The organism is Pseudomonas sp. JBR1 (genome assembly GCF_028198185.1).
Lineage (GTDB): Bacteria > Pseudomonadota > Gammaproteobacteria > Pseudomonadales > Pseudomonadaceae > Chryseomonas > Chryseomonas oryzihabitans_E.
The window spans coordinates 3,727,294-3,752,104 of record NZ_CP116340.1 but is presented as its reverse complement, the minus strand read 5'-3'; the positions used below and the strand labels follow the sequence as shown (position 1 = coordinate 3,752,104).

Here is a 24,811-nt window from a genome sequence, read left to right as displayed (position 1 = left end):
CTCAACCCAACCTACGACTTGGTCAATCTCCCTGCAAAAAATCCGGCAATTGGTCGTTTTATGAACAGTAGTCGACCTACACTTCGGCTAAGGTCGACCGCATTCAAAGGCCCCGCTTCGGCACCCGGCCGTTTCAATGCATCGAGGATCTCCCATGAGCGCTACCGCCCTGCGTCACGACTGGACTCTCGCCGAAGTCCGCGCCCTGTTCCAGCAGCCCTTCAACGACCTGCTGTTCCAGGCCCAGGGCGTGCATCGCCAGCACTTCGATCCCAATCGCGTGCAGGTCTCCACCCTGCTGTCGATCAAGACCGGCGCCTGCCCGGAAGACTGCAAGTACTGCCCCCAGTCCGGCCACTACAACACCGGCCTGGAAAAGGAAAAGCTGATGGAGGTGCAGAAGGTGCTGGAGGCGGCCGCCGAGGCCAAAGCCATCGGCTCGACGCGTTTCTGCATGGGCGCCGCCTGGAAGCACCCCTCCGCCAAGGACATGCCCTATGTCCTGCAGATGGTGCAGGGCGTGAAGGCCCTGGGCCTGGAGACCTGCATGACCCTGGGCCGCCTAGACCAGGAGCAGACCCGTGCCCTGGCCGACGCCGGCCTGGACTACTACAACCACAACCTGGACACCTCGCCGGAGTTCTACGGCAACATCATCACCACCCGCACCTACGGCGAGCGCCTGCAGACCCTGGCCTACGTCCGCGAAGCCGGGATGAAGATCTGCTCCGGTGGCATCCTCGGCATGGGCGAATCGGTGGATGACCGCGCCGGCCTCTTGATCCAGTTGGCCAACCTGCCCGAGCACCCCGAGTCGGTGCCGATCAACATGTTGGTCAAGGTCCAGGGCACCCCGCTGGCCGAGGAAAAGGACGTCGACCCCTTCGACTTCATCCGCACCCTAGCGGTGGCACGCATCCTCATGCCCAAGTCCCACGTGCGCCTCTCCGCCGGTCGCGAGCAGATGAACGAGCAGATGCAGTCCCTGGCCTTCCTGGCCGGCGCCAATTCCATCTTCTACGGCGAGAAACTGCTGACCACCGGCAACCCCCAGGCCGACAAGGACATGCAGCTGTTCGCCCGCCTCGGCATCCAGCCCGAAGCCCGCGAAGAGCATGCCGACGAGGTGCACCAGGCCGCCATCGAGCAGGCCCTGGTGGAGCAGCGCAACAGCGAGCTCTTCTACGACGCCGCCACCGCCTGATCCCGTGCCCCTCCCCGCTCTTCCCCCTCTCCCCCTGGAAAGGGCCGGGGTGAGGGCACAATCTGCAACCACCGCTACCGAGAATCCCAATGGCCTTCGACCTCGCCGCCCGCCTGGCTCAGCGTCACGCCGAGCACCTCTATCGGCGCCGGCCCCTGCTGGAAGCGCCCCAGGGTCCTGAGGTGGTGGTGGATGGCGAGTCGCTGCTGGCCTTCTGCAGCAACGACTACCTGGGCCTGGCCAACCATCCCCAGGTGATCGCCGCCCTGCGCGCCGGGGCCGAACGCTGGGGGGTGGGCGGTGGCGCCTCGCACCTGGTGATCGGCCACAGCGGTCCTCATCACCAGGTGGAGGAGGCTCTGGCCGAACTCACCGGCCGGCCGCGCGCGCTGCTGTTCTCCACCGGCTACATGGCCAACCTGGCGGCGGTCACCGCCCTGGTCGGCCGTGGTGACACCGTGCTGGAAGACCGCCTCAACCACGCCTCCCTGCTCGACGCCGGCCTGCTCAGCGGCGCGCGCTTCGCCCGCTACCTGCACAACGATCCCGCCAGCCTGGCCGCGCGCCTGGCCAAGACCACCGGTGACACCCTGGTGGTCACCGACGGCGTCTTCAGCATGGACGGCGACCTCGCTGCCCTGCCCGAGCTCTGCCAGGTCGCCCAGCGCCACGGCGCCTGGACCCTGGTGGACGATGCCCATGGCATCGGCACCCTGGGCGCCACCGGCGGCGGCATCGTCGAGCATTTCGGCCTGGACCAGCGCCAGGTCCCGGTACTGGTCGGCACCCTGGGCAAGGCCTGCGGCACCGCCGGGGCCTTCGTCGCCGGCAGCGAGGAACTGATCGAGACGCTGATCCAGTTCGCCCGCCCCTACATCTACACCACCAGCCAGCCGCCGGCGGTGGCCTGCGCCACCCTGGCCGCCCTGCAGCTCGTCCGCGAAGAGGGCTGGCGCCGTGAGCTTCTGCACACTTTGATCCAGAGATTCCGCAGGGGCGCGACGGCCCTCGGCCTGGACCTTATGCTCAGCGCCACGCCGATCCAGCCGATCCTGGTCGGCGACAGCGCGCGCGCCCTCGCACTCTCCGCCGCCCTGCGCCGACGCGGGATCCTGGTCACCGCCATCCGACCGCCCACCGTACCGGCCGGCAGTGCCCGCCTGCGGGTGACCCTGACGGCGGCCCATCGCGAAGCGCACGTGGACCTCTTGCTCGACGCTCTGGCCCAGGCCATGGCCGAATTACCGCCCGACGCGGATAAGTGACCGACCAATGCGCGATACCCTGATCTTGCTGCCCGGCTGGGGCCTGGGCAACGCTCCGCTGGAGCCCCTGCGTGACGAACTCGTCGAGCAGGAACCCTTTCTCGACGTTCTGATCGAGCCACTGCCGACCCTGGCCGACACCCAGGACTGGTTCACCGACCTGGAAGCCCGCATCGCCGAGGGCGTCTGGCTGGGTGGCTGGTCGCTGGGCGGCATGCTCGCCAGCGAATTCACCCTGCGCCGCCCCGAGGGCGTGCACGGCCTCATCACCCTGGCCAGCAATCCCTGCTTCGTCGCCCGCGCCGGCTGGCAGACCGCTATGGCGCGCAGCGTCTTCACCGATTTCTTCGAGGCCTGCTCGCTGGACGCCGAGCTGACCCTCAAGCGCTTCACCCTGCTGGTGGCCCAGGGCGCGCGCGACAGCCGCACCCTCGCCCGCCAGCTGCAGGTAACCCTGCCCGAGGTCGATCCCGAGGCGGTCATCGCCGGTCTGGAGCTGCTCGCACGCCTGGACACCCGCGCCGCCCTGCAGGCCTTCAGCGGTCCCCAGCTGCACCTGTTCGGTGCCCATGACGCCCTGGTCCCGGCTACCGCCGCCCAGGCCTTGAGCGACGAGCTGCCCACCGCCCAGGTCGAGGTACTGGAACATGCCAGCCATGGCCTGCCGCTGGAGCGCCCGGACGAGGTGGCCACCCGTATCCGTGAATTCATCTATGCAGGACGAGATGGCTGACGTATTGCCCGACAAGCGCCAGGTGGCGCTGTCCTTTTCCCGCGCCGCCGCGCAGTACGACGGCGCCGCCCTCCTGCAACGCCGGGTCGCCGATCGCCTACTCAGTCGGCTGCCCCTCCAGGCCCCGCAACGCTGGCTGGACCTGGGCAGCGGCACCGGCTATTGCAGCCGGGCCCTGGCCCGGCGCCATCCGCACGCCGAAGGCCTGGCCCTGGACCTGGCCCTCGGCATGCTCCGCCACGCCCGCGAGCAAGGTGCCGGCGCCCGCCACTACCTGACCGCCGACGCCGAGCGCCTGCCGCTGCGCGCGGACTGCTGCGACCTCATCCTGTCCAGCCTGGCCCTGCAGTGGTGCCCGGACCTGCCCGCCGTGCTCGCCGAAGCGCGGCGCATCCTGCGGCCAGGCGGTGTACTGGCCTTCAGCAGCCTGGTCGAGGGCACCCTCGACGAATTGCGCCAGAGCTGGGCCCAGGTGGACGACCAGGTGCACGTCAATCGCTTCCGCCGCCAGGCGGCCTATGCCGACGCCGCCGCGGCCAGTGGCCTGCAGGTGCTGGGGCTGGACGTCGAGCCCCAGCGCCTGCACTTCCCTGACCTGCGCGCCCTGACCCAGCACCTCAAGGCCATCGGTGCCCACAACCTCAACCAGGGTCGCCCCCAGGGCCTCACCGGGCGCCAGCGGCTGGCGGCCTTTACCCGCGCCTATGAAAGCCTGCGCCAGCCCGCCGGCCTGCCGGCCACCTATCATGTGATCCACGTTCTGCTCCGCAAGGAATGACCGCCATGCCCGCCTATTTCGTCACCGGCACCGATACCGAGATCGGCAAGACCACCATCGCCGCCGGCCTGCTGCACCAGGCGCGCCTGCAGGGCCTCACCACCGCCGGGGTCAAGCCGGTGGCCTCCGGTTGCGAACGCACCGCCGACGGCCTGCGCAACGGTGATGCCCTGGCGCTGCTGGGTGAGACCTCGCTGCCGCTCGGCTATGCCGACATCAATCCCATCGCCCTGGAACCGGCCATCGCGCCGCACCTGGCCGCCCGCGAGGCGGGTATCGACCTCAGCGTCGCCGCCCTGGCCGCGCCGGTGCGCCGGATCCTGGCGCTGCAGGCCGACTTCACCCTGGTGGAAGGCGCCGGTGGCTGGCGCGTGCCCCTGGCCGGCCGCGAGTCGCTCTCCGACCTCGCCCGCGAACTGGGCCTGCCGGTGATCCTGGTGGTCGGGGTGCGCCTGGGCTGCATCAACCACGCCCTGCTCAGCGCCGAGGCCATCCTCGCCGACGGCCTGCCGCTGGCCGGCTGGGTAGCCAATCTGGTAGCCCCGGCCACCCTGCGCCTGGACGACAACCTCGCCACCCTGCACGAGCGCCTGCCGGCGCCCTGCCTGGGCACGGTGCCGCACCTGGCTGCGGCCACTCCCGCCGCGGTCGCGGCGCACCTGCGCCTGCCGGGCTGATATCAGTCTTTCGGGCGATGGCCGCAGGGCCAGGCCGGCGGCAGACTGCCCTGTCTGCCGCTACCGGATTCGCCCCGTGCCCACTTCCACGTTCCTGACCTGCCTGGGCCTGCTTGGCCTGACCAGCACCGCCTGGGCGCTGGACAACCAGACCCTCGTGGATCAGCGCGGCGAGCGCCTCGGCGCCTTCCTCACCCAGGAACCCGATACCCGCCAGGGCAGCCTGGAAGTCGTCCAGACCGGTCGCGCCAGCAAGGCCTATCTCACCCAGCGCGACTCCCAGGGCGACCGTACCCGCGTCGAGCAGGGCGGTGTCGGCAACTTCACCAATGTCACTCAGGCCGCCGGCGGCGCGCGCGAGATCGTCATCGACCAGCGCGAGGCCAGCCAGAGCCATGCCTATGTCTACCAGGGCCACGGCCAGCGCGATGGGGTGGACATCCTGCAAAGCGGTCTGCAGAACGAAGCCCTGGTGCGCCAGGGTGGCTACGACCAGCGGATGCTCATCGAGCAGCAGGGCGCACGCAATCAACTGAGCCTGTTTCAGGACGGCCGCGACAGCGGTAGCCGCTCGCGACTCAAGCAGGTGGGCGATGATCATGTGCAGGATGTGCTGACCCTGGGCGCGCGCAACGAGGTTGACCTGTTGCAGGGCGGCGACGCCAACCGGGCCGTGGTCGAGCAACGCGGTGACGACAACCAGGCCGGGGCCCGCCAGGGCACGCGGCAGCAAGACGTTCAGCTGATCCAGATCGGCAATCGCAACAGCGCGGCGGTGCAGCAGAACGGCCTTGAAAACAGACCGCAGGCCGTCAACACGCGCCAGCTTGGCGACGACAATGCCGCCCAGGTGATCCTGACGGGCGATGGCAACCACCTCGATCTGCAACAAGTGGGCAATCGCAACAGCGCCGGCGTCCTGATCGGCGGGGACGACTCCCGTCTGACCCTGGTCTCCCAGGGCAACGACAACGAGTTCAGCGCGATCTGGATCGGCGACAACGTCGAGCTCGGCATCGAGCAGCTGGGCGATGGTCATTCCTTCCATGCAGGCCTGGGCAGCGACGCCCAGGTCAGCGCCAGCCAGCAGGGCGCTAGCCAATATGCCTCCGTCAGCCAGACGAGCGTTGGCAACGCCGTCAACCTGAGCCAGAGCGGTCAGGGCAACCGGGCGACGATTCAACAGTAGCGGGACACAAGCGGTGACACGGCCTGCTGGTTCTTTGACGTCAAAGCTGCTTCAATAGCCCTTTGACATCACCGTCGAGGACGCTGTCCATGAACGTGACTTCAAGCAATACCCTCTACGCAGGGGTGCAGGCCTACCAGAACGGCAGCCGCACGGTCGAAAAGGCCGGTGCCGCCCTCGCCTCCCAGACCGCGCGCAACGAACAGCAAGCCTTGGGCGCGACCACCAACAGCCAGGCTGACATGGCCAGCCAACTGGTCAATCTGGATGTCGGCAAGTACCAGGCGCTGGCCGGTACCAAGGTCATGCAGGCCTCTCAGGAAACCCTGGGCCGGCTGCTCGATACCCGGGCCTGATCAGCGGTTCTTTGAGTGGAGGGGCGCCCTGACCGGCGCCCCTTCTGCGTTCTAGCCCAGGCGGAAACGCGTGGTGTTGGCTGCCAGGGTGCGGCTGCCCGCCTCCAGGCCGACCGCCGTGCTCTGCACCGTGCGCGCATTGCCTAGCAGCTCGGCGGCGGCGCCATCGATCTGCTGGATATTGCCGCTGACCTGATCGGCGGTGACCGCCTGCTGTTCAGCCGCCGTGGCGATCTGCACCAGGGTATCGGACACCCCCTGCACCGATTCGGCGATCTCTTCCAGACGTTGCCCCAGGCCGGTGACCGACTGGGCGTCGCTGGCCGCCTGACCACAGGCCTCCTGCATCAGCGACACGGCCTGGGCCACGGTGCTGCTCAGACTGCCGACAGTGCCGGCGATCTGTGCCGTGGAGGCCTGGGTGCGCTGCGACAATGAACGTACCTCGTCGGCGACCACGGCGAACCCTCGGCCCTGATCACCGGCGCGTGCCGCTTCGATGGCGGCGTTGAGGGCCAGCAGATTGGTCTGTTCGGCGATGCCACGGATGACGTCCACCACCTGCTGGATCTCCCCGGCCTGGGTGTTGACCTGGGCCATGGCGGCGGCGGTCTCGTCCAGCCGCTGATTGAGGCGCTGGATGCTGGCGGTGGTCTGGCGACTATCGCGCTGGCTGACCTGAGCGATGCCGCGCATCTGTTCGGCGCGCCCGGCGGCCTCCTCGCAACTCCGGGCCACGCCCTGGGCGGTCGCGGCCAGCTCGGTCGCCGCAGTGGCGATCTGGGTGATCTGCTGGCGCTGGGCTTCCACCGCGCCCAGCGCCGCCTCGGCCTGCTGCCCCAGTTCACCCGACGCCATGCCCACCTGGCGACTCTCCCGATCGACCGTCTGCAGGCTGGCCCGCAGCTGCACCACGGCCAGGTCCAGTGCCCGCCCGATTTCCGCCAGCTCGTCGCGTCCGTTCACCTGGGCCGTACGGGTCAGATCGCCGTCACGCAAGCCTTCGGCCAGCGTAGTGATGCCCCGCGCGCTGCCGCGGATGGCCGCCTGCATGCACAGCAGCAGATAACAGGTCACCACCAGCAGCAGCCCGAAGCCGGCGACGATGAAGCCGAAACGGTGGACGGCATCGGCGCGATAGAACTGCAGCCGCTGATCCAGGCTTTCGAGGGTCTGCTGGCGGAAGGCCTGCAGACCTTGCAGGACGCCGTCCAGGGTGGCTTCGAACTGCTCCGGCTTGAGGGTGATCTCGCCACTGAAGATGCCCTGGTCGAGGGTCTTGAGGCTGGCCTCCAGCTGGCTGTTGACCTTTTGGTAGTCGTTCTTCCAGCCGGCCAGGTCGGCGGGTAGCTTGCTGCTGAGCAGGGCGCCGACCTTGGTCAGGCTCTCGTGGGAGTCGCCAACGCGCGCGCGCAGGTCGCGTAGTTGCAGTCGGCTCTGCAGGCTGAACTGACCGGACACCACGCTGGCCTGACCGACACTGGCCAGGCGTCCGAGTCGCTCGTACAGCTCGACCGACTGGGTGGTGCTGATCTGCATCAGCAGATAGGTTTCCAGCCAGGGATCGAGGATCAGGCCGCTGTCGAGGGCGATCTCCTCGCGCAACGCCTGGACGGCCCCCAGGGCCGCGGTGAATCTGTCGTAGCCGTCCGGCCACCAGCCCAGATTGCGCAGATCCTTGACGTCGAGGCCGGCCACGGCCTGCTGGAGCTCCTGGAAGCGTTGCTGCACGCCACTGCCCAGGGCCTCGGCCGCCAGTTGCTGCTGTAGCGCGGCGAGGCTCGCGCGACCGCTGTCACTGCGGCCCTCCAAGGCGGCGATGGCGGCCTGCACCGCCGGGGTCGGTTGCCGAGCGGTGTCGATCGCCTTCCAGCGCGCGGTGAGGTTGCGCTGGGCGTTGAGTTCGGCCTCCAGCACATCCAGGCGTTGCAAGAGCCGGACGCCACTGCGTTCGCCGCTGACCGTCGCCAGCTTGGCCTGGAAATCCGCACCGAGCAGCCAGAGGCTGACCGTGAGTGGCAGAATGAACAGCACGAGGAGCAGTGCAAACTTGCGCGCGAAGCCGAAGCGGCTCAGCACGCGAATCCCTGGTGACAACAAAACGTCCATCGATGACCGCTCCTCTGCCCTTCCGCTGGCAAACGCCGCTACCCGTTGCGGGTATCTATAAGGCGATTTGTCGGCAAACTAACGACTTTCTTGAAAGATAGGGCACAATCGCCGCCCTCCCGTATTCCCAGACCCGGTCCTGCACTCAGGCCCGGGCGTTGCCGTTAAAGGATCGTCCGCGTGGAACGCCTCAAAGCCAAGATTCGCACCGAAGGCCAAGTACTCTCCGAGCAGGTGCTCAAGGTCGATGCCTTCCTCAACCACCAGATCGACCCGGCGCTGATGCGGGACATCGGTCAGGAGTTCGCCCGCCGCTTCGCCGATGCCGGCATCACCAAGATCGTGACCATCGAAGCCTCGGGCATCGCCCCGGCGGTGATGACTGGTCTGGAGCTGGGCGTACCGGTGATCTTCGCGCGCAAGCATCAGTCACTGACGCTTACTGACAATCTACTGGTCGCGAGTGTCTATTCCTTTACCAAGCAGACCGAGAGCACCATAGCCGTCTCGACCATGCATCTGGCGTCCGACGACCGGGTGCTTATCATTGACGACTTCCTCGCCAACGGTAAGGCAGCCAAGGCGCTGATCTCCATCATCGGTCAGGCCGGTGCCCAGGTCATGGGTCTCGGCATCGTCATCGAGAAGTCCTTCCAGGTCGGTCGCGCCGAACTCGACGCCCAGGGCTATCGCGTCGAATCCCTGGCCCGCGTCGCCTCCCTGGCCGACGGTCAGGTCACCTTCGCCGAGTAAGCCATGGCTCAGATACTGCGCATTCTCGGTGCCGATCTCGATCGCACCGAAACCTGGATCCGCTACGACAAGGCCATGTGCCTGGACTGCGCGTCCAGTTGCTGCACCCTGCCGGTGGAAGCCCGCCTGTCCGATCTGATCCGCATGGGCGTAGTGGACGAGTTCGAGAAGGGCGAGCCGCTCAAGGACATCGCCAAGCGGCTCAAGAAGGACGGCGTCGTCGAACGCCTCAACGCCAAGACCGGGCTGTTCACCCTGGTGCGGCTGTCCAACAACGACTGCCTCTACCTGCATCCCAAGACGCGGTTGTGCACCATCTACGACCAGCGCCCGGACACCTGCCGCAACCACCCGCGCGTCGGCCCACGACCCGGCTATTGCGCCTACAAGCCGCAGAAGCTGCGTTAGACAAAGGGCCGGCGTAGGTTGGGTTGAGCGCCAGCGAAGCCCAACGGGGCGGGCTCGGTTCCGCGCGTTGGGCTTCGACGAGAGAGCCGTCTTAACCCAACCTACGGTCTGTCGCGTTCCAGGCCGCGACAGGACGCTAGCGCCCCTGTAGCCTGGAAAACCGCGCAGCGTTTTCCACAGGGCCGCGCCATTGCAAGGTGGACAAGGCTGGCGCCGTTAGCCACCCTACGTAGCTGTTCGCGGCCATGGGCCGCTCCTACAGCGGTCGGATGGCTCCGTAGGAGCGGCCCATGGCCGCGATGGGACCACCCGGACGGTGCACCTTTCAGGCGAATGCCTCAGAACTCGCCGCTTTCCATCGCCCGCTTCATGTCCGCGCGTTCTTCCAGGCATTCGGGACCGGCCATGTCGAAGATCCGGCAGACCCAGGGCCTTACCTCATAGATGCTGCAGTTCATCTGCTCGCGATCCAGGGCGGCGCACCAGCCGTCGTCGAGACGCCTCATGCGGGTACCGGTCCAGTCTTCCTCGATGAAGCGCGCGGGCACGCCGGCATCGTCGAACAGCAGGACTTCCTGGCGGCAGCACCAGGCCTGACAGCTCTCGCAGGTCACGGCAGGGGTAGAAAGATCGTGCAGGGGGATGTCGCTCATGTGTGCAGTGTACCGCCCTCGACCGCTCAGCGGTTTCCGGCCGATGGCTGGAGCAGTTACCATGCGCGTCCCCGATGGTTGTAACCAGTTGTGACCATGCCCAAGCCCTCTTCTCGCGCAGGAGCCGCCATGACGGCCGCACCCCGCTATCGCTTCTATGTCGTGGTCGCCGTGCTGGTCCTGTTGACCTGCGTGGTCGCCGGACGCATCACCTACCTCAAGCTGTTCGACGCCGAATTCCTCGGCGATCAGGGCGACCGTCGCTCGGTGCGCCACATTCCCATCCCGGTCACCCGCGGCATGATCACCGATCGCAACGGTGCGCCCCTGGCGGTTTCCACCGAGGTGGTGACCATCTGGTGCAATCCGGCGGAAATGCAGGACAGCGCCGACCAGCTGGGGCGCCTGGCCCAGGCCATCCACAAGCCGGAGGCCGAGCTGCGCAACCTGATCCTCGGGCATCCGGAAAAGCACTTCCTCTATCTGGCTCGCGCCCTGTCGCCCATCGATGGCGAGAACATCATGGCCCTCGGCGTGCCAGGTGTCCGCCAGATCAAGGAATACAAGCGCTACTACCCGAGCTCCGACCTGGTGGCCCAGGTGATCGGCATGGTCAACATCGACGGCCACGGCCAGGAAGGCCTGGAACTGGGCTTCGAGGACTGGCTGGCGGGCCGGAGCGGCGTACGCGAGGTGCTGATCAATCCGCGCGGCTCGGTGGTCAAGAACATCCGCGTGGTGCGCCAGCCGCAGCCGAGTCGGGAGGTGGCCCTGTCCCTCGACCTGCGCTTGCAGTTCATCGCCTACCGCGCGCTGCAGACGGCCGTGGAGAAGTTCGGCGCCCAGTCCGGATCCGCGGTGCTGGTCGACCCCAAGACCGGACAGATCCTGGCGATGACCAACTTCCCCTCCTACAACCCCAACAACCGCGCCACCCTGCAGATCCCCAACATGCGCAACCGCACCCTGACCGACGCCTTCGAGCCCGGCTCGGTGATCAAGCCGTTCAGCATGTCGGCGGCGCTGGCCTCGGGCAAATTCAACGAGAACAGCACCGTGGACGTGGCGCCGGGCTGGATGACCATCGACGGTCACACCATCCACGACGTGGCCCGGCGCGGCGTCCTGACCATGACCGGCGTGCTGCTCAACTCCTCCAACATCGGCATGAGCAAGGTGGCCTTGCAGATCGGCCCGCTGCCCATCTACGAGCAACTCAGCCGAGTCGGCTTCGGCAACCCCATGTCGCTGGGCTTTCCTGGCGAGAACGCAGGTTACCTGCCCGGTCATACCAAGTGGTCGCAGATCGCCACAGCCAGTATGTCCTTTGGTTACAGCCTGGCGGTGAACGTCGCTGAGCTGGCCCAGGCCTACTCGGTGATCGCCAACGATGGCAAGCTCACGCCCCTGACCCTGCTCAAGGACCAGAAGCAGCAGAGCATCCAGGCCATGGACCCGAACATCGCCCGGCGCATCCGCGGCATGCTCAACCACGTGGTGGAAGACGAAGGCGGTGTGTATCGCGCCCGGGTGCCCGGTTATCACGTGGCCGGCAAGTCGGGTACCGCGCGCAAGGCCGGTTCCGGCAGCTACACCGAGCACGCCTATCGCTCGCTGTTCGTCGGCATGGCGCCGGCGGCGGATCCCAAGCTGGTGCTGGCGGTCATGCTCGACAGCCCGACCAAGGAAGGCTACTTCGGCGGCCTGGTCTCGGCGCCGACCTTCAGCGAGATCATGTCCGGCGCGCTACGCGCCCTGGCCGTGCCGCCCGACAACCTGCCCGAGACCGACACCGCCCAGCAGGGGAAGGCCGAGTCTCACTCCCACGGCTAGCCGTAGGCCGAACATGGAAAAGGGCGACCCTAGGGTCGCCCTTTTCCATGCTGCGCTACCTGGCCAAAGCTTGTTCAAAGGCTCGCGAGCTAGAGCCAGGCAAGGCCTGGGCGGCCCCGCGAAAAGACCTGAGGAAGCGGATCGGACTCGCGCGCGAGTTTACGAGTGGTAAATGAGCATTCCGACCGGGCTGGCGGCCCAGGGTCTTTTCAACGCAGTTTGGCCGACGCGCAGCAGACTTTGGACAAGCTTTCAGCGATGCAGCACGTACTGACCGGTAAAGCGCACCCCGTCTTCGCCGCTCTCGGTGACGATGCGCGACTGCAGGGTGATGCGGGCGCGGCCGCGGCGGCGGAAGGTGGTCTCGAAGCGCTCCCAGGCCCGTGCCTCGGGCGGCTCGCCATAGGCCAGGGCATCGGCGGTGATGGGCCGCGGATAGCTGATCTGGCCTTCCTGGATGAGGATGTGGCCTTCCTCGATGCCGGCTTCGCGCAGGCGCAGGTACAGCCAGCCCCAGCCGGCCAGCACGGCCACGCAGTAGAGGCTGCCGCCGAACATGGTGCTGGCGTGGTTGATGTTGGCATCCAGCGGCGCGTGCAGCTGCAGGCGCTGCTCGCTCCAGTCGCGGACTTCCAGGCCCAGGGCCTTGGTGATGGGAATATCGTGGTGGAGCAGGGATTCGAGGTGACGGCAGTCGCGGCTCATGCCGGGGTCCTTACAGACAGAATTTCACTATCAGGAGCAGACGCAAGCCATGACCCATGGGTCACGTCCTGGCGCCATTGTGCACCAAGGAAGGCCGCTCCGGGGAAATCGCCGCCGGCAGGCGAAAGCGGAAACGGGCGCCACCCAGGCTCGATTCATCGATGGTCAGGCTGCTGCGATAGCCTTCGAGGATGTCCTGCACCACCGCCAGGCCGATGCCCTGCCCGGGGTGTCGGCTGTCCATGCGCATGCCGCGGCGCAGCACGCTTTCGCGGCGCTCGGCGGGGATGCCGGGGCCATCGTCCTCGATGTCGACGATCCAGTGCTCGGTATGGCGCCAGGCGCTGACCCGCACCTGGGTCAGGCAGAGGCGATAGGCGTTTTCCAACAGATTGCCGAAGACCTCCAGCATGGCGGCCTCTTCGGCCTGCACCCGCAGGTTGAGCGGCAGGTCGAGTTCGGTCTGGACGCGCTTCTCGGCATAGACCTTGTCCAGGGTACTGAACAGCGACTCCACCAGCGGCGCCAGCTCCAGCGGCCGGCTGAGCACCGCACCGCCCTGGCGCGTGGCCCTCTGCAGCTGGTACATCACCTGCTGGTTCATCCGCTCGATCTGGGTCTGCAGGGTGCCGACCTCCTGGTCCAGCTGCGGTCGGCGGCGCAATTCCTCGGTCACGCCCTGCAGCACCGCCAGCGGCGTCTTCAGGCTGTGGGCGAGATCGCCGAGGGTATCGCGGTAGCGCTCGCGCTGCAGACGCTCATGGTCGAGCAGGCGGTTGAGCGAACGGATCAGGCGACTGATCTCGCTGGGCACGTTCTTTTCGTCGAGCAGCTCGCGCTGGTCGGTTTCCACCGCGTCCAGCTGCTGACTGAGGCGGCGCAGCGGTCTCAGGCTCCACTGCATGACCAGGGCCAACAGCACCAGCAGGGCACCCAGCACCCCGACCAGCCAGAGGATCACCTGGTGGACGAAGGTCGCGCGCAGCCGCTCGTATTCCTCGGCCGGCTGCATGGTGACCACGCTGAAGCCCGCGACCGGTGGATTGCCCAGCAACACCTCGCGATCGAAGACGAAGAAACCCTGGCCCTGATCGTCGGTGGCCTTGACCAGCTTGACCCCACCGCCGTCAAAGGTCGGTCGATAGTTCGGTCGCTCCTTGATCGCCGAGCGCGAACGCCAGAGCAGACGGCCATTCTGGTCGTAGACATAGCCCAGGATGGGCGACCCGGGACGGTCGAAGACCTCTTCGGCGATCATCTCCGGCATCGCCAGACGCCCGTCGATGGCCCGCGCCGCGCCGATCAGGGTGTTGGCATTGGCCTCCAGGCGGGCGGCGACGAAGTTTTCCACGGTGCGGTCGAAGGCATTGCGGATCGCCGGCACGATCAGCGCCAGGCAGACGATCACCAGCAGGGCCGCGCTGAGCAGCAGCCGCACGCGAAAGGAACGAATCACTGGCAGCGCTCGGTGAACAGATAGCCGCGGCCACGGACCGTTTCTATGGGTTGCATCTGGCAGCTGGCTTCCAGCTTGCGCCTCAGGCGGCCCACCAGCACCTCGATGACGTTGCTGTCGTGCTCGCCGTCATCGTCGTAGAGCTGCTCCATGAGCCGCTCCTTGGTGATCACCTGCTGATGGTTGCGCATCAGGTATTCCAGCAGGCGGTACTCGTAGGCGGTGAGCTGCAGCGGCTGTTCTTCGTTGAAGGCCTGCTGGCGACCCAGGTCCAGCTTGAGCGAACCGGCCCGGATGCTCGGCTGGACGAAACCCGCCGAGCGCCGCAGCAACACATTCAGGCGAGCCTCCAGTTCTTCGAACTGGAAGGGCTTGACCACGTAATCGTCCGCCCCGGCGCCCAGGCCCTCGACCTTGTCCTGCCAGCTGCCGCGGGCGGTGAGGATGAGGATCGGCAGGGTGGCGCCCTGGTTACGCAGCTGGCGGATCAGATCGAGTCCGCTCATGCCGGGCAGGCCCAGATCGATGATGGCGAGGTCATGATGGAATTCGCGGGCGCTGTAGAGCGCTTCTTCCGCATCGGCCACGGCATTGACGACATGACCCGCTTCACCCAGACGCACCTTGAGGTGGTGGCGCAGCAGGTTTTCGTCTTCGACGACGAGGATCTTCATGCAGACTCCTGAACAGCTAAAGAGGCACTCTCCGGCCGCGACTGCGCCTGTCGTTGGCTTCGCGCAGCTACGTCCTGACGTCGATTATGGCGCCTGGAGCGGGCTGGCGGCGAGAGCGGGGAGCGAATGGATGGGAACACTTACTTTATTCCAGGCAAAAAAAACCTCTCCAGTTGGAGAGGTAAGGAGCACTTCATGGGGATCGGAAACTGCCGTTGGGGGACGGCTCCGTCGTGAGACGGCTACAGAGGACCAGAGCTGACTTGGTGACCCTGCAGTGGAGTTACAAGGATGAACATCGCCAGGTCGGGTCGAAGTGTCCGGACGATCTGCCTTAGCGGGAGCTGCGCTAGGGTGAACATATCCGGGCGACCTCGGCGTTGCTGATCTGACAGTTGCAGATTAGGCCAATGGCCCTGAACGCTGCCTGAACTCGTCCTGAACGCCAGCTGAACGATCACCAGGGCAGGTCAAGGGCGACGGACGGTAGCGTCAGCCTGGCCGTCACCCCAGGGCCTCAGGGCAGCTTGCTCAGGCAGCCGCTGAGCGTGTCGGTCACGTTCTGCAGCAGCTGGGCATAACCGCCGGCATTGGCCGGGATGCGGGCGCCCAGGGGATCGAGCTCTACCAGGGTTACCGGCAGGCCACTGCTCAGGGTGGTGGCGATCTTGGGCTGCAAGGGCGGCTCGGTGAAGACACAGGTTGGCCCTGCGGCCTTGAGTTCTTCACGCATGGCGGCCACGTGGCGGGCACCGGGCTGGACATCGGCGCCGAGGGCGAAGACGCCGCGATGGCTCAGGCCATAGGCTTCCTCGAAATAGTCGAAGGCTTCGTGGAAGACGAAGTAGGGCTTGCTCGCCAGCGGGGCCAGCTGGGCGCGCACGGCCTGGTCCTTGGTGGCCAGGGCGGCGTCGAAGGTCTTGAGGTTGGCGGCGTAGCGCGACGCATTGGCCGGATCGGCCTGACTCAGGTCGGCGGCCAGGCGGGCGGCGATCACCCGAGCATTGGCCGGGGCCAGCCAGAGATGCGCATCCAGGCTACCCGGGCGATGATCGTGGTCATGGGCGTATTCGGGCGCGGCACCCTGTTCATGTTCATGTTCATGTTCATGTTCATCACCGTGGGCATGCGCCTCGTCGTGAGCGTCCTCGCCATGCTCATGGGCATGCTCGGCACCGAAGCGGCGCAGGTGCAGACCGGGCAGTTCCTGCACCGCCACGCTGGGGCCCTGGCGCTCCTTGAGCACCGCCGGCAGGAAGGTTTCCAGATCCGGGCCGATCCAGTAGACCAGGTTGGCCTCGCGCACCTGGCGCAGGTCCGAGGGCCGCAGGGCGTAGTGATGGGGAGAGGCGCCTGGCGGCAGGAGCACGGCAGGCTGGCCGGTGCCGTCCTGGATGGCCGCGGCGATCAGCTGCAGGGGCTTGATGCTGGTGAGGACCTTCACCTCGGCCTGGGCGGGCAGCAGGGTTGCGGTGAGCAGTAGGGAGGCGACGAGGGGTAGGAGGCGTGGCACGTGAAAATCCCGATTCTTAAGAGAGGTGCAATATAATAACGTTCTGGCTCTCAAGGTATCGTTCCATGTCCGACGCCCCCCTGGCCTTTCGGCCCCATGATCATTCGCGCTGCGTCGCCCACGCCCTGGCCGAGGCCGATGACCTCTGCAGTCGCGCCGGCGTGCGCCTCACCGACCTGCGCAAGCGGGTGCTGGAGCTGGTCTGGCAAAGCCACAAACCGCTCGGCGCCTACGACATCCTGGCCGTGCTCAGCGAGCAGGACGGCCGCCGCGCGGCGCCGCCCACCGTCTACCGGGCGCTGGATTTCCTGGTGGAAAACGGCCTGGTGCACCGTATCGCCTCGCTCAACGCCTTCGTCGGCTGCAACCATCCCGGCGAAGCCCACCAGGGCCAGTTCCTGATCTGCCGCACCTGCCAGATGAGCATCGAACTGGAACAGCCGGCGGTCCACCAGGCGATTCTCGACGGCGCCAAGGCCGTGGGCTTTCAGGTGGAAGGCCAGACCGTGGAAGTGGTCGGCCAATGCGCCGCCTGCCGGAAGCGAGCATGAGCGAGGCGCTGATCCGGCTGCAGGATGTCAGCGTGACCTTTGGCGGCCAGCCGGTGCTCGACCAGGTCAGCCTGAGTCTGGATCCCGGCCGCATCGTCACCCTCATCGGCCCCAACGGGGCCGGCAAGACCACCCTGGTGCGCAGTGTGCTCGGGCTGCTCACCCCGGATCGCGGCAGTGTCTGGCGCCGGCCGCGCCTGCGCATCGGCTACATGCCGCAGAAACTGCAGGTGGATGCCACCCTGCCGCTGTCGGTGCTGCGCTTCCTGCGCCTGGTGCCGGGCGTCACCCGCGCCAGTGCCCTGGCCGCCCTGGGTGAAGTGGGCGCCGAAGGGGTCATCGACAGCCCCCTGCAGAGCGTCTCCGGCGGCGAGCTGCAACGGGTGCTGCTGGCGCGCGCCCTGCTTCGCCAACCCGAGCTGCTGGTCCTCGACGAACCCGTGCAGGGCGTCGACATCAGCGGCCAGAGCGAGCTGTATCGGCTGATCGGCCAGCTGCGCGAGCGTCATGGTTGCGGCGTGCTGATGGTCTCCCACGACCTGCATCTGGTGATGGGCGCCACCGACCAGGTGATCTGCCTGAATCGCCACGTCTGCTGCTCCGGCCACCCCGAGCAGGTCAGCGGCGATCCGGCCTACCAGGCGCTGTTTGGCCAGAGCGCGCGCAATCTCGCCGTCTACCACCATCACCACGATCACGCTCATGACCTGCACGGCGGCGTGGTCAAGACCCCGCATGTCCATGGAGCCCACTGCAAGCATGGCTGATTTCCTGCTGTATGCCCTGCTCGCCGGTCTCGCCCTTGCCCTCGTCGCCGGTCCCCTGGGCTCCTTCGTGGTCTGGCGGCGCATGGCCTACTTCGGCGACACCCTGTCCCACGCCGCCCTGCTCGGGGTGGCCGTGGGCTTTCTGCTGGATGTCAGCCCGACCCTGACCGTCACCGTCGGCTGCCTGGCGCTGGCCGTGGTACTGGTGGTGCTGCAGCGCCGCCGGGGCCTGGCTGCCGATACCCTGCTGGGCATCCTCGCCCACAGCACCCTGTCCCTGGGTCTGGTGGCGCTGTCGTTCATGCACGAGGTGCGGATCGACCTGATGAGCTATCTGTTCGGTGATCTGCTGGCCGTGGGACCCAGTGATCTGCGCTGGATCCTTGGCGGCAGCGCCCTGGTGCTGGCGGCCCTGGTCTGGCTGTGGCGACCGCTGCTGGCCATCACCGTGCACGAGGAACTGGCCCAGGTCGAAGGCCTGCCGGTGACCTGGATCCGCCTGGCATTGATGCTGCTGGTGGCCATCGTCATCGCCGTGGCCATGAAGATCGTCGGGGTGCTGCTGATCACCTCGCTGCTGATCATCCCCGCCGCCACGGCCCAGCGCCACGCTCGCAGTCCCGAGCAGATGGCCTGCGGCGCCAGCCTGCTGGGCATGGCCGCCGTGTGCCTGGGGTTGACCCTGTCCTGGTACCAGGACACCCCGGCCGGACCCTCGGTCGTGGTAGCCGCCGCCGGGATGTTTCTGCTGGGCTATCTGCTGCCCCGCCGCGCCTAGACGCTCTAGCGCGGCACCTGCCAGACCGCTTGGCTGACGTCCACTGCCCGGGGGATCAGCCCCTGGGCATGGAAGATGTCGGCGGTCTGTTGCTGGACGGCGATGATCTCCGGCGTCAGCGCCGTCGCGCCGTAACGGGTGCGCGCCTGCCAGGTAGCGATCACCGCCTCTGGCAGACCGATCTGTGCGGCCAGGATGCGACTCACCTCCGGCTTGTGGGCATTGGCCCAGGCACCGGCCTTGGCCAGCTCCGCGAGCAGTAGCCGGATCGCCGCGGGATGGGCGTCGGCGAAGCGGCGCGAGCCCTCATAGAGGCTGTTGGCGTGCAGCAGGCCTTTATAGTCGGCGAGCACCCGCACCGGCTGGCTCTGCTGGATGGCAGCCAGGTAGGGATCCCAGACCACCCAGGCATCCACCGAACCACTGGCAAAGGCAGCGCGGGCATCGGCCGGCGGCAGATAGACCGGCTGGATGTCCTTGAAGCCGAGTCCGGCCTTTTCCAGGGCCGCGACCAGCAGGAAGTTGGCGCTCGACCCCTTCTGTACCGCCACCTTCCTGCCCCTGAGCCCGGCCACGTCGTGGATCGGCGAGGCGTCCGGCACCAGGATGCCCTCGACCGCCTCACTGGCCGGCTCGGCGCCCAGATAGACCAGATCGATTCCAGCGGCCTGAGCGAAGATCGGCGGCGGCGAGCCGGTATAGCCGACATCGATGCTGCCGGCGTTGAGGGCCTCCAGCAGCTGAGGGCCGGCCTGGAATTCACGCCAGCTCAGGTGATAGCCCTGGGCGGCGAAGGCCCGTTCCAGGGTGCCCTGGGCCTTGAGCACGGCCAACAGGCCGCCGCCCTTTTGATAGCCGACGCGCAGGGCTTGGTCGGCGGCCTGCACGGGCACCCATACGCTGAGCGTCATCAGCAGGGTCATGAGCAAAGGCGCGAGGCGTGGGAGAGGCAGGAGCGACATGGGACCTTTCCTTATATTCCATTGAGAAAGGTCAGCCTGCACCGTTTAGATCCAAATGTTTAATACGTTTCACTGCTATGCCTATGCCCGGTCTGCAGGGAAGGTAGCCGGCCAAGGTCCGATTGACGCTGCCCCCAGGATCGCGCCACCCTGCGCCAGCGGCGGCCACCGGGGCCGCCGCCCCTATGGGAGCCTGCCATGCCTTTTCTGATCGAGACCTTCGACAAGCCGGACAGCCTGGCCCTGCGCCAGCAGCATCGCCCGGCCCATCTGGACTTCCTGCGCGAGAATGCGGCCGCCCTGCTGGCCTGCGGCGCCAAGCTCAGCGACGACGGCGAGACCGCCACGGGCAGTGTCTACATCGTCGATGTGGAAACCCGCGCCGAGGCCGAAGCCTTTATCGCCCGTGATCCCTTCACTTCCGCCGGCTTGCCGGGCGAGGTGCGTATTACCCGCTGGCGCAAGGCGATTCTGGACGGCAAGGCATTCGTCTGAAGATCGAACCGGCGGCCGATACGGCCGCCGTGCTTACGCCATCTGGCTTAAGAAAGCCTTAAAACTGGCACAATGCCATCTCGATCAATGCCGTTCGCTGACGTTGCAAGTTCACACTTTCAAGAATCGCTTCACAGAAAAGTGATGCAGCGCAAGAAAAGCCGGGCTTTTCCCGTCCTTACCGCAAGGAAGCTAACGAACTAGCCTAAGCTCACCGGGCTCAGATGATCTGATGCGCCGACATCCTTTCCCTACTCCTGTGGAAACGCTGTCTCGCTTAGCTAGTACAGAGGACTCAGCATGACCAAGACCACGCCTGAAAAGGATCTGCGCATAGAGACGATCCGCGGACTGGCGCTGTTTCTGATGGTAGCGGGCCATGTCATCGGTAGTTCGTCCACCCTGGGCCTGAAGGTGCCCGACGAATCCGTGCTGCGCTATCTCTACGATTCTCTCGTTTACGTCCGGATGCCGCTGTTCACCGCTATTTCCGGCTATGTCTACGCCTTGCGTCCGGTCAACACCGGCAGCGACCTGTCGCGCTTCTACCAGGGCAAGTTCAAACGCATCGGCATTCCCCTGCTGGTGGTCTCGACGCTGTTCTTCGCCTTGCAGATGGCCGTCCCCAACACCAACTACAAGCCGCAGCTGACCGACATCTTCAGCATCTACTTCTTCAGCTACGCGCACTTCTGGTTCCTGCAGTCGATCTTCTGCGTCTTCGTGGTGATCGCCCTGCTGGAAAAGGCCGGCCTGCTGCTGACCCTGCGCAACTTCGGGCTGGTGTTCGCCGTCGCCCTGGCGGCGTCCTTCGCCTGGGAGAGCTTCCCGGACCTGTTCAGCCTCTACAAGGCGGTGCAGTTGTTCCCCTTCTTCCTGTTGGGCCTGGGTCTCTACCGCTTCAGCGAGCAGCTCATCACTCGTCGCAATATCATGACGATGACGGTAGCCCTGGTGATCCTGGTGGCGATCGACCAGGCCTATCTGTTCGAACTGGTCGACCTCGACGAAGGCGACATGGCCGTGGTCGGCACTGCCCTGGGCCTTGCCGCCATCAGCCTGCTGATCGCCCGCCGCTTCTACTTCAAGCCGCTGGCCTGGCTGGGCTACTTCTCCTTCGAGATCTACCTGTTCCACGTGTTCGGCACCGCGGGTGCCCGCATCGTGCTGAACAAGCTGCAGGTACATGACATCTGGGTGGTCTTTACCGTCAGCATGATCCTGGGGCTGTTCCTGCCGGTGGCGCTCAAGGTAGTGCTGGAGCGGATCAGCCCGCTGCACTTCCTCAGTGTCGCCTTCTTTGGCGCCAAGACACGCGTCAATCGCGCCACCCCGCCGCTGCAGAAGAAAGCCACCGCCTGAGGCGACCGGCCATGAAAAAACCCACGCCTTGGCGTGGGTTTTTTATTTCCTGGCACATCAGTCGACGCTGAGGACGACGCGGCCCCTGGTAGGGCACTGCTCCATGCAGCGGTGGGCCTCGACGAACTGCTCGAAGGGAAAGACCTGCTTGATCTGCGCCTTGAGCAGCCGATCGCGGGTCAGCTGGTCGATGTGCTGCAGGGCTTCGCGCACCGCGGCGCAATCGGCCTCCAGGCCCATCTCCGGCTGGCCGGTGAAGTCCTGCACACAGTGGATGTATAGCTTGAATTTCTTCTTGAAGGCCGCGCAGGCCGGCAGCGGGGTCTGGTTGCCACCGTTGAGGCCGTAGAGCAGCAACCGACCGCGGGGCGCCATGGCTTCGCCAAGCAGCGCCAATTGCGGACCGCCCAGGGCATCCAGGGCCACATGCACGCCAACGCCATCTGTGATGCTGGCAATGCGGCTGACCAGATCCTCTTCCTCGGCGGCGATGACCCGTTCCGCGCCCAGTTCACGCAGATAGTCGCGATCCGCCGCGTCATGGGTACTGGCGATGACGCGGCCGCCCAGGGCCTTGGCCAGCTGGATGGACGCCGGTCCGCAGCAGCGGCTGGCATCGGTGATCAGTACCCATTCACCGGCTTGCAGACGCGCCTGGTGCACCAGACCGGTATAGATGGTGAGCAGCGGGTTGTAGTGCACCGCGGCCTCCGCGGGCGAAAGCACGTCTGGATAGCGCACCAGGGAGGTGGCCGGATAGACCAAGTCATCGCCATAGGCCGGATAGCGGTTGATGTCGTGGCCGAGAAAACTGGCCACCGGATCACCTATCGCCAGGTCGGCGACACCCTCGCCCAGGGCGGTCACTATTCCGGCCAGCTCGCAGCCAAGACCTGATGGCGGTATCGCCTGCTCGGGGGCCAGATTCTGCCGCCAGAGCACGTCGTACCAGCTCACACCGATGGCCTGCACACGCACCAGCACCTCGCCAGGCCCGGCCACAGGCGTGGGCCGGTCGATGCAGGTGAGCACCTCCGGCGGGCCGAATTCGGTGAACTGGATCAGGCGGGACATGGTACTACCTCGCGTTGATGCCGACCCCGGAACGGTTGCCGAGGCGGACTGCTATGACTAGGACTCTAACCAGCCTTACCTTAGGATTCTATGCATCCCCATCGATAATGGACATCGGGGGTATCGATCCACTCCCTATCGGGGCCCGAATGAACCGTACCGATCTGCGCCGCGTCGACCTCAACCTGCTCATCGTGTTCGAGACCCTGATGCTCGAACGCAGCGTCACTCGTGCCGCGGAAAAGCTGTTTCTCGGCCAGCCGGCCATCAGCGCCGCCCTGGCGCGGCTGCGTACGCTGTTCGACGATCCGCTGTTCGTGCGTACCGGGCGCAGCATGGAACCCACGCCGCGCGCGCAGGAGATCGCCGCCCTGCTGTCACCGGCCCTGGACCAGATCTCCAGCGCGGTGAGCCGGACCCAGAGCTTCGAGCCGGCCAGCGCCGACCGGGTGTTTCGCGTCGGCCTGTCCGACGATGTCGAATTCGCCCTGCTCCCACCGCTGCTCAGAAGAATCCGCATCGAAGCGCCGGGGACCACCCTGGTGGTGCGGCGCATGAACTACCTGACCGCCGCCGGCATGCTGGCCTCCGGCGAGATCACCGTGGCGGTGGGCTACACCGAGGAATTGCCGGCCAATGCCAAACGCCGCCCGGTGCGTCGCTTCGGCTTCAAGGTCCTGCGCGCCGACAGCAAGCCCGGCCGCCTGACCCTGGACGAATACTGCGCCCGCCCCCATGCCCTGGTGTCCTACGCGGGCGACCTCACCGGCTATGTCGACGAGTTGCTGGACAAACTTGGCCGCCAGCGCCGGGTGGTGCTGGCGGTACCCCAGTTCAACGGCCTGGGATCGCTGCTGGCGGAAACCGACCTGCTGGTGATGGTGCCGGACTACACCGCGCGCCTGCTGGCCAGCACCGGCGGCCTCCGCTACGAGGACCCACCCGAGGAGCTGCGCGACGGCGGCCATGAACTGCCCATGGCCTGGAGCGGCGCCCAGGATCACGACCTCGGCGAACGCTGGCTGAGGTCGCGCATCCAGATGTTCATTGGCGACCCGGACAGCCTCTAGAGATCCACGCCTGCGGCCAATCCCTAGCACCGTGCCTGAAAGGGCTCTACGGTGCACCTTTTCGCCCATCTCCATCACCGCCAGCGATACCTACAGCAAAACCATCACCGCCATCGATAAATAAGTTCGAGCCCTTCGATTCGTCGCCGACCTTGCCCGGCGGCAGACTCGCCTCCCTGACCTCTTTCCACCTCGGGCGGACTCGAACATGGATCTCTTCGCGAAAACCCTCGGCCCCCTGGCCCTGACCTCTACGCTGCTGCTTGCCGCCTGCGGCGATTCCCATCCCCAGGCCAGCGCCGCACCGCCCGCGCCCAAGGTAAGCACCGCCGAGGTGCTGCGTCAGCCGGTGGTGGAATGGGACGAGGTGACCGGCCGCCTGGAAGCGCCCGAGTCCGTGGTGGTGCGTCCGCGCGTCTCCGGCTACGTCGACCGCGTGCTCTTCCACGAGGGTGCCCGGGTCAAGCGTGGCGACCTCCTGCTGCAGATCGATCCGCGCCCCTTCCAGGCCGAGGTCAAGCGCCTCGAAGCCGAGCTGCAACAGGCCCGCGCCAGCGCCAGTCGCACCGCCGACGAAGCCGCCCGCGGCGAACGCCTGCGCAGCAGCAACGCCATTTCCGCGGAAATCGTCGAGGCTCGCCGCAGCGCCGCCCAGGAAGCCAAGGCCAGCGTCGCCGCCGCCCAGGCACAACTGGATGCCGCGCGCCTGAATCTGGGCTTCACCGAGGTCCGCGCCGCCATTGACGGGCGCGTCGGCCGCGCCGAGGTGACCGCCGGCAATCTGGTCAACGCCGGCGACACCCGCCTCACCACCCTGGTCTCCACCGACAAGGTCTATGCCTATTTCGACGCCGACGAGCGTGTCTTCCTCAAGCAGCAGGCCCTGGCCCGCCAGGGTCAGCGCGGTACGGCCAGCCCGGTCTACATGGCGCTGTCCAACGAGGACGACTTCTCCCACGAAGGCCACATGGACTTCATGGACAACCAGCTCGATCCGCGCACCGGCACCATCCATGGTCGCGCCGTGTTCGACAACGCCGACGGTCGCTTCACCCCGGGGCTCTATGCCCGGCTGCGCCTGGTGGGCAGCGGTACCTACGAAGGCACCCTGATCCAGGACGCCGCCGTGGGCACCGACCTGGGCAAGAAATTCGTGCTGGTGGTGGACGGCCAGAACAAGGCCGCCTATCGCACCATTGAACTGGGTCCGCGCCTGGAAGGCCTGCGCATCGTGCGCAAGGGGCTGGAAGCCGGCGACCGCATCGTGGTCAACGGCCTGCAGCGGGTGCGTCCGGGCATGACCGTCGACGTCCAGTCGGTACCCATGGCCGATGCCACCACCCTGGCCGCCCTCAAGCGCCAGCGCGATGCGGTTTTGGCCAGCCTGCCGGCGCCCACCCAGCCACTCAAGGTGGGTAGTCGCTAGCTTCCAGGCTCCACCCGTCC

Annotated in this window: 25 protein-coding genes; 17 read left to right on the top strand and 8 right to left on the bottom strand. The window is 66.6% G+C overall.

What is annotated here, in order from left to right:
• Nucleotides 1-154: 154 nt before the first annotated feature.
• The 7 genes from bioB to PJ259_RS17350 all read left to right on the top strand — a co-directional run bounded on the left by bioB (nt 155) and on the right by PJ259_RS17350 (nt 6,202).
• A complete protein-coding gene (gene bioB / locus PJ259_RS17380; protein WP_007159868.1) occupies nt 155-1,204 on the top strand; it encodes a biotin synthase BioB in 1,050 nt (349 codons plus the stop codon).
• Nucleotides 1,205-1,293: 89 nt separating this feature from the next.
• Nucleotides 1,294-2,469 carry an 8-amino-7-oxononanoate synthase gene (gene bioF, locus PJ259_RS17375; protein WP_271653636.1) on the top strand — a complete coding sequence of 392 codons (1,176 nt, stop codon included), beginning with the start codon at nt 1,294-1,296 and terminating at the stop codon, nt 2,467-2,469.
• Between the two features lie 7 nt (nt 2,470-2,476).
• Nucleotides 2,477-3,202 carry an alpha/beta fold hydrolase gene (locus tag PJ259_RS17370; RefSeq protein WP_257704788.1) on the top strand — a complete coding sequence of 242 codons (726 nt, stop codon included), beginning with the start codon at nt 2,477-2,479 and terminating at the stop codon, nt 3,200-3,202.
• Nucleotides 3,183-3,980, top strand: coding sequence for a malonyl-ACP O-methyltransferase BioC (gene bioC, locus PJ259_RS17365; RefSeq protein ID WP_271655890.1), 798 nt, complete (start codon nt 3,183-3,185; stop codon nt 3,978-3,980). Before PJ259_RS17370 ends, bioC begins: the two co-directional genes overlap by 20 nt.
• Nucleotides 3,981-3,985: 5 nt before the next feature.
• On the top strand, nt 3,986-4,657 hold the full coding sequence (gene bioD, locus PJ259_RS17360) for a dethiobiotin synthase (RefSeq protein WP_271653635.1): 672 nt from the start codon (nt 3,986-3,988) through the stop codon (nt 4,655-4,657).
• A 76-nt stretch (nt 4,658-4,733) separates the two neighbouring features.
• A complete protein-coding gene (locus PJ259_RS17355) occupies nt 4,734-5,846 on the top strand; it encodes a hypothetical protein (protein ID WP_271653634.1) in 1,113 nt (370 codons plus the stop codon).
• A gap of 89 nt (nt 5,847-5,935) precedes the next feature.
• Nucleotides 5,936-6,202: a hypothetical protein gene (locus tag PJ259_RS17350; protein WP_271653633.1), complete on the top strand. Its 267-nt coding sequence runs from the start codon at nt 5,936-5,938 to the stop codon at nt 6,200-6,202.
• 51 nt (nt 6,203-6,253) lie between these two features.
• Here the strand turns inward: PJ259_RS17350 and PJ259_RS17345 are convergent, their stop codons facing one another.
• Nucleotides 6,254-8,311, bottom strand: a complete 2,058-nt coding sequence (locus tag PJ259_RS17345) for a methyl-accepting chemotaxis protein (protein WP_271653632.1) — start codon at nt 8,309-8,311, stop codon at nt 6,254-6,256.
• A 180-nt stretch (nt 8,312-8,491) separates the two neighbouring features.
• Here PJ259_RS17345 and PJ259_RS17340 point away from each other — a divergent pair, with 180 nt between their 5' ends.
• Entirely contained in the window at nt 8,492-9,064 is a 573-nt protein-coding gene (locus PJ259_RS17340; RefSeq protein WP_017642829.1) for a xanthine phosphoribosyltransferase, read from the top strand.
• A 3-nt stretch (nt 9,065-9,067) separates the two neighbouring features.
• Nucleotides 9,068-9,472 (top strand): YkgJ family cysteine cluster protein, encoded by a 405-nt coding sequence (locus PJ259_RS17335; protein WP_059313197.1) that lies wholly within the window; start codon nt 9,068-9,070, stop codon nt 9,470-9,472.
• A 338-nt stretch (nt 9,473-9,810) separates the two neighbouring features.
• Here PJ259_RS17335 and PJ259_RS17330 read toward each other — a convergent pair whose 3' ends face one another.
• Nucleotides 9,811-10,125, bottom strand: a complete 315-nt coding sequence (locus PJ259_RS17330) for a YkgJ family cysteine cluster protein (protein WP_059313196.1) — start codon at nt 10,123-10,125, stop codon at nt 9,811-9,813.
• Between the two features lie 129 nt (nt 10,126-10,254).
• Here PJ259_RS17330 and PJ259_RS17325 point away from each other — a divergent pair, with 129 nt between their 5' ends.
• The gene (locus tag PJ259_RS17325) at nt 10,255-11,958 is read left to right on the top strand and encodes a peptidoglycan D,D-transpeptidase FtsI family protein (RefSeq protein WP_271653631.1); all 1,704 of its coding nucleotides are present in this window, start codon (nt 10,255-10,257) and stop codon (nt 11,956-11,958) included.
• Between the two features lie 252 nt (nt 11,959-12,210).
• Here PJ259_RS17325 and PJ259_RS17320 read toward each other — a convergent pair whose 3' ends face one another.
• The 4 genes from PJ259_RS17320 to znuA all read right to left on the bottom strand — a co-directional run bounded on the left by PJ259_RS17320 (nt 12,211) and on the right by znuA (nt 16,306).
• Nucleotides 12,211-12,663, bottom strand: coding sequence for a thioesterase domain-containing protein (locus PJ259_RS17320; RefSeq protein WP_017642321.1), 453 nt, complete (start codon nt 12,661-12,663; stop codon nt 12,211-12,213).
• 61 nt (nt 12,664-12,724) lie between these two features.
• Nucleotides 12,725-14,119, bottom strand: coding sequence for an ATP-binding protein (locus PJ259_RS17315; RefSeq protein WP_059313194.1), 1,395 nt, complete (start codon nt 14,117-14,119; stop codon nt 12,725-12,727).
• Nucleotides 14,116-14,793 (bottom strand): response regulator transcription factor, encoded by a 678-nt coding sequence (locus tag PJ259_RS17310; protein WP_007159882.1) that lies wholly within the window; start codon nt 14,791-14,793, stop codon nt 14,116-14,118. The genes PJ259_RS17315 and PJ259_RS17310 overlap by 4 nt, the downstream gene beginning before the upstream one ends.
• Nucleotides 14,794-15,310: 517 nt before the next feature.
• Nucleotides 15,311-16,306: a zinc ABC transporter substrate-binding protein ZnuA gene (gene znuA, locus PJ259_RS17305; protein ID WP_271653630.1), complete on the bottom strand. Its 996-nt coding sequence runs from the start codon at nt 16,304-16,306 to the stop codon at nt 15,311-15,313.
• 65 nt (nt 16,307-16,371) lie between these two features.
• On the opposite strand from znuA, the gene PJ259_RS17300 reads away from it, so the two are divergent.
• The 3 genes from PJ259_RS17300 to znuB are packed head-to-tail and all read left to right on the top strand — an operon-like array spanning nt 16,372 to nt 18,402.
• The gene (locus PJ259_RS17300; protein ID WP_059313192.1) at nt 16,372-16,857 is read left to right on the top strand and encodes a Fur family transcriptional regulator; all 486 of its coding nucleotides are present in this window, start codon (nt 16,372-16,374) and stop codon (nt 16,855-16,857) included.
• On the top strand, nt 16,854-17,624 hold the full coding sequence (gene znuC / locus PJ259_RS17295) for a zinc ABC transporter ATP-binding protein ZnuC (RefSeq protein WP_059316798.1): 771 nt from the start codon (nt 16,854-16,856) through the stop codon (nt 17,622-17,624). The genes PJ259_RS17300 and znuC overlap by 4 nt, the downstream gene beginning before the upstream one ends.
• A complete protein-coding gene (gene znuB / locus PJ259_RS17290) occupies nt 17,617-18,402 on the top strand; it encodes a zinc ABC transporter permease subunit ZnuB (protein ID WP_059313191.1) in 786 nt (261 codons plus the stop codon). The genes znuC and znuB overlap by 8 nt, the downstream gene beginning before the upstream one ends.
• 5 nt (nt 18,403-18,407) lie before the next feature.
• On the opposite strand, the gene PJ259_RS17285 is transcribed toward znuB, so the two are convergent.
• Nucleotides 18,408-19,364 carry an aliphatic sulfonate ABC transporter substrate-binding protein gene (locus PJ259_RS17285; RefSeq protein ID WP_271653629.1) on the bottom strand — a complete coding sequence of 319 codons (957 nt, stop codon included), beginning with the start codon at nt 19,362-19,364 and terminating at the stop codon, nt 18,408-18,410.
• A 198-nt stretch (nt 19,365-19,562) separates the two neighbouring features.
• Between PJ259_RS17285 and PJ259_RS17280 the strand changes: the two genes are divergently transcribed.
• Nucleotides 19,563-19,859: a YciI family protein gene (locus PJ259_RS17280; RefSeq protein ID WP_027600646.1), complete on the top strand. Its 297-nt coding sequence runs from the start codon at nt 19,563-19,565 to the stop codon at nt 19,857-19,859.
• A gap of 300 nt (nt 19,860-20,159) precedes the next feature.
• A complete protein-coding gene (locus PJ259_RS17275) occupies nt 20,160-21,221 on the top strand; it encodes an acyltransferase family protein (protein WP_271653628.1) in 1,062 nt (353 codons plus the stop codon).
• A 57-nt stretch (nt 21,222-21,278) separates the two neighbouring features.
• On the opposite strand, the gene PJ259_RS17270 is transcribed toward PJ259_RS17275, so the two are convergent.
• Nucleotides 21,279-22,295, bottom strand: a complete 1,017-nt coding sequence (locus tag PJ259_RS17270; protein WP_271653627.1) for a zinc-dependent alcohol dehydrogenase family protein — start codon at nt 22,293-22,295, stop codon at nt 21,279-21,281.
• A 149-nt stretch (nt 22,296-22,444) separates the two neighbouring features.
• Here PJ259_RS17270 and PJ259_RS17265 point away from each other — a divergent pair, with 149 nt between their 5' ends.
• Both PJ259_RS17265 and PJ259_RS17260 read left to right on the top strand, forming a co-directional pair.
• Complete coding sequence (locus PJ259_RS17265) at nt 22,445-23,365, top strand: LysR family transcriptional regulator (RefSeq protein WP_059313187.1); 921 nt, start codon at nt 22,445-22,447, stop codon at nt 23,363-23,365.
• Between the two features lie 208 nt (nt 23,366-23,573).
• On the top strand, nt 23,574-24,791 hold the full coding sequence (locus tag PJ259_RS17260; protein WP_271653626.1) for an efflux RND transporter periplasmic adaptor subunit: 1,218 nt from the start codon (nt 23,574-23,576) through the stop codon (nt 24,789-24,791).
• The last annotated feature ends 20 nt before the right edge of the window (nt 24,792-24,811 follow it).

What these genes read in the sequence shown, in the direction of transcription:
- bioB (WP_007159868.1), top strand. Translation starts at nt 155, where the DNA reads ATGAGCGCTACCGCCCTGCGTCACGACTGGACTCTCGCCGAAGTCCGC.
- bioF (WP_271653636.1), top strand. Translation starts at nt 1,294, where the DNA reads ATGGCCTTCGACCTCGCCGCCCGCCTGGCTCAGCGTCACGCCGAGCAC.
- PJ259_RS17370 (WP_257704788.1), top strand. Translation starts at nt 2,477, where the DNA reads ATGCGCGATACCCTGATCTTGCTGCCCGGCTGGGGCCTGGGCAACGCT.
- bioC (WP_271655890.1), top strand. Translation starts at nt 3,183, where the DNA reads ATGCAGGACGAGATGGCTGACGTATTGCCCGACAAGCGCCAGGTGGCG.
- bioD (WP_271653635.1), top strand. Translation starts at nt 3,986, where the DNA reads ATGCCCGCCTATTTCGTCACCGGCACCGATACCGAGATCGGCAAGACC.
- PJ259_RS17350 (WP_271653633.1), top strand. Translation starts at nt 5,936, where the DNA reads ATGAACGTGACTTCAAGCAATACCCTCTACGCAGGGGTGCAGGCCTAC.
- PJ259_RS17345 (WP_271653632.1), bottom strand. Translation starts at nt 8,311, where the DNA reads ATGGACGTTTTGTTGTCACCAGGGATTCGCGTGCTGAGCCGCTTCGGC.
- PJ259_RS17335 (WP_059313197.1), top strand. Translation starts at nt 9,068, where the DNA reads ATGGCTCAGATACTGCGCATTCTCGGTGCCGATCTCGATCGCACCGAA.
- PJ259_RS17330 (WP_059313196.1), bottom strand. Translation starts at nt 10,125, where the DNA reads ATGAGCGACATCCCCCTGCACGATCTTTCTACCCCTGCCGTGACCTGC.
- PJ259_RS17325 (WP_271653631.1), top strand. Translation starts at nt 10,255, where the DNA reads ATGACGGCCGCACCCCGCTATCGCTTCTATGTCGTGGTCGCCGTGCTG.
- PJ259_RS17320 (WP_017642321.1), bottom strand. Translation starts at nt 12,663, where the DNA reads ATGAGCCGCGACTGCCGTCACCTCGAATCCCTGCTCCACCACGATATT.
- PJ259_RS17310 (WP_007159882.1), bottom strand. Translation starts at nt 14,793, where the DNA reads ATGAAGATCCTCGTCGTCGAAGACGAAAACCTGCTGCGCCACCACCTC.
- PJ259_RS17300 (WP_059313192.1), top strand. Translation starts at nt 16,372, where the DNA reads ATGTCCGACGCCCCCCTGGCCTTTCGGCCCCATGATCATTCGCGCTGC.
- znuC (WP_059316798.1), top strand. Translation starts at nt 16,854, where the DNA reads ATGAGCGAGGCGCTGATCCGGCTGCAGGATGTCAGCGTGACCTTTGGC.
- znuB (WP_059313191.1), top strand. Translation starts at nt 17,617, where the DNA reads ATGGCTGATTTCCTGCTGTATGCCCTGCTCGCCGGTCTCGCCCTTGCC.
- PJ259_RS17285 (WP_271653629.1), bottom strand. Translation starts at nt 19,364, where the DNA reads ATGTCGCTCCTGCCTCTCCCACGCCTCGCGCCTTTGCTCATGACCCTG.
- PJ259_RS17280 (WP_027600646.1), top strand. Translation starts at nt 19,563, where the DNA reads ATGCCTTTTCTGATCGAGACCTTCGACAAGCCGGACAGCCTGGCCCTG.
- PJ259_RS17275 (WP_271653628.1), top strand. Translation starts at nt 20,160, where the DNA reads ATGACCAAGACCACGCCTGAAAAGGATCTGCGCATAGAGACGATCCGC.
- PJ259_RS17270 (WP_271653627.1), bottom strand. Translation starts at nt 22,295, where the DNA reads ATGTCCCGCCTGATCCAGTTCACCGAATTCGGCCCGCCGGAGGTGCTC.
- PJ259_RS17265 (WP_059313187.1), top strand. Translation starts at nt 22,445, where the DNA reads ATGAACCGTACCGATCTGCGCCGCGTCGACCTCAACCTGCTCATCGTG.
- PJ259_RS17260 (WP_271653626.1), top strand. Translation starts at nt 23,574, where the DNA reads ATGGATCTCTTCGCGAAAACCCTCGGCCCCCTGGCCCTGACCTCTACG.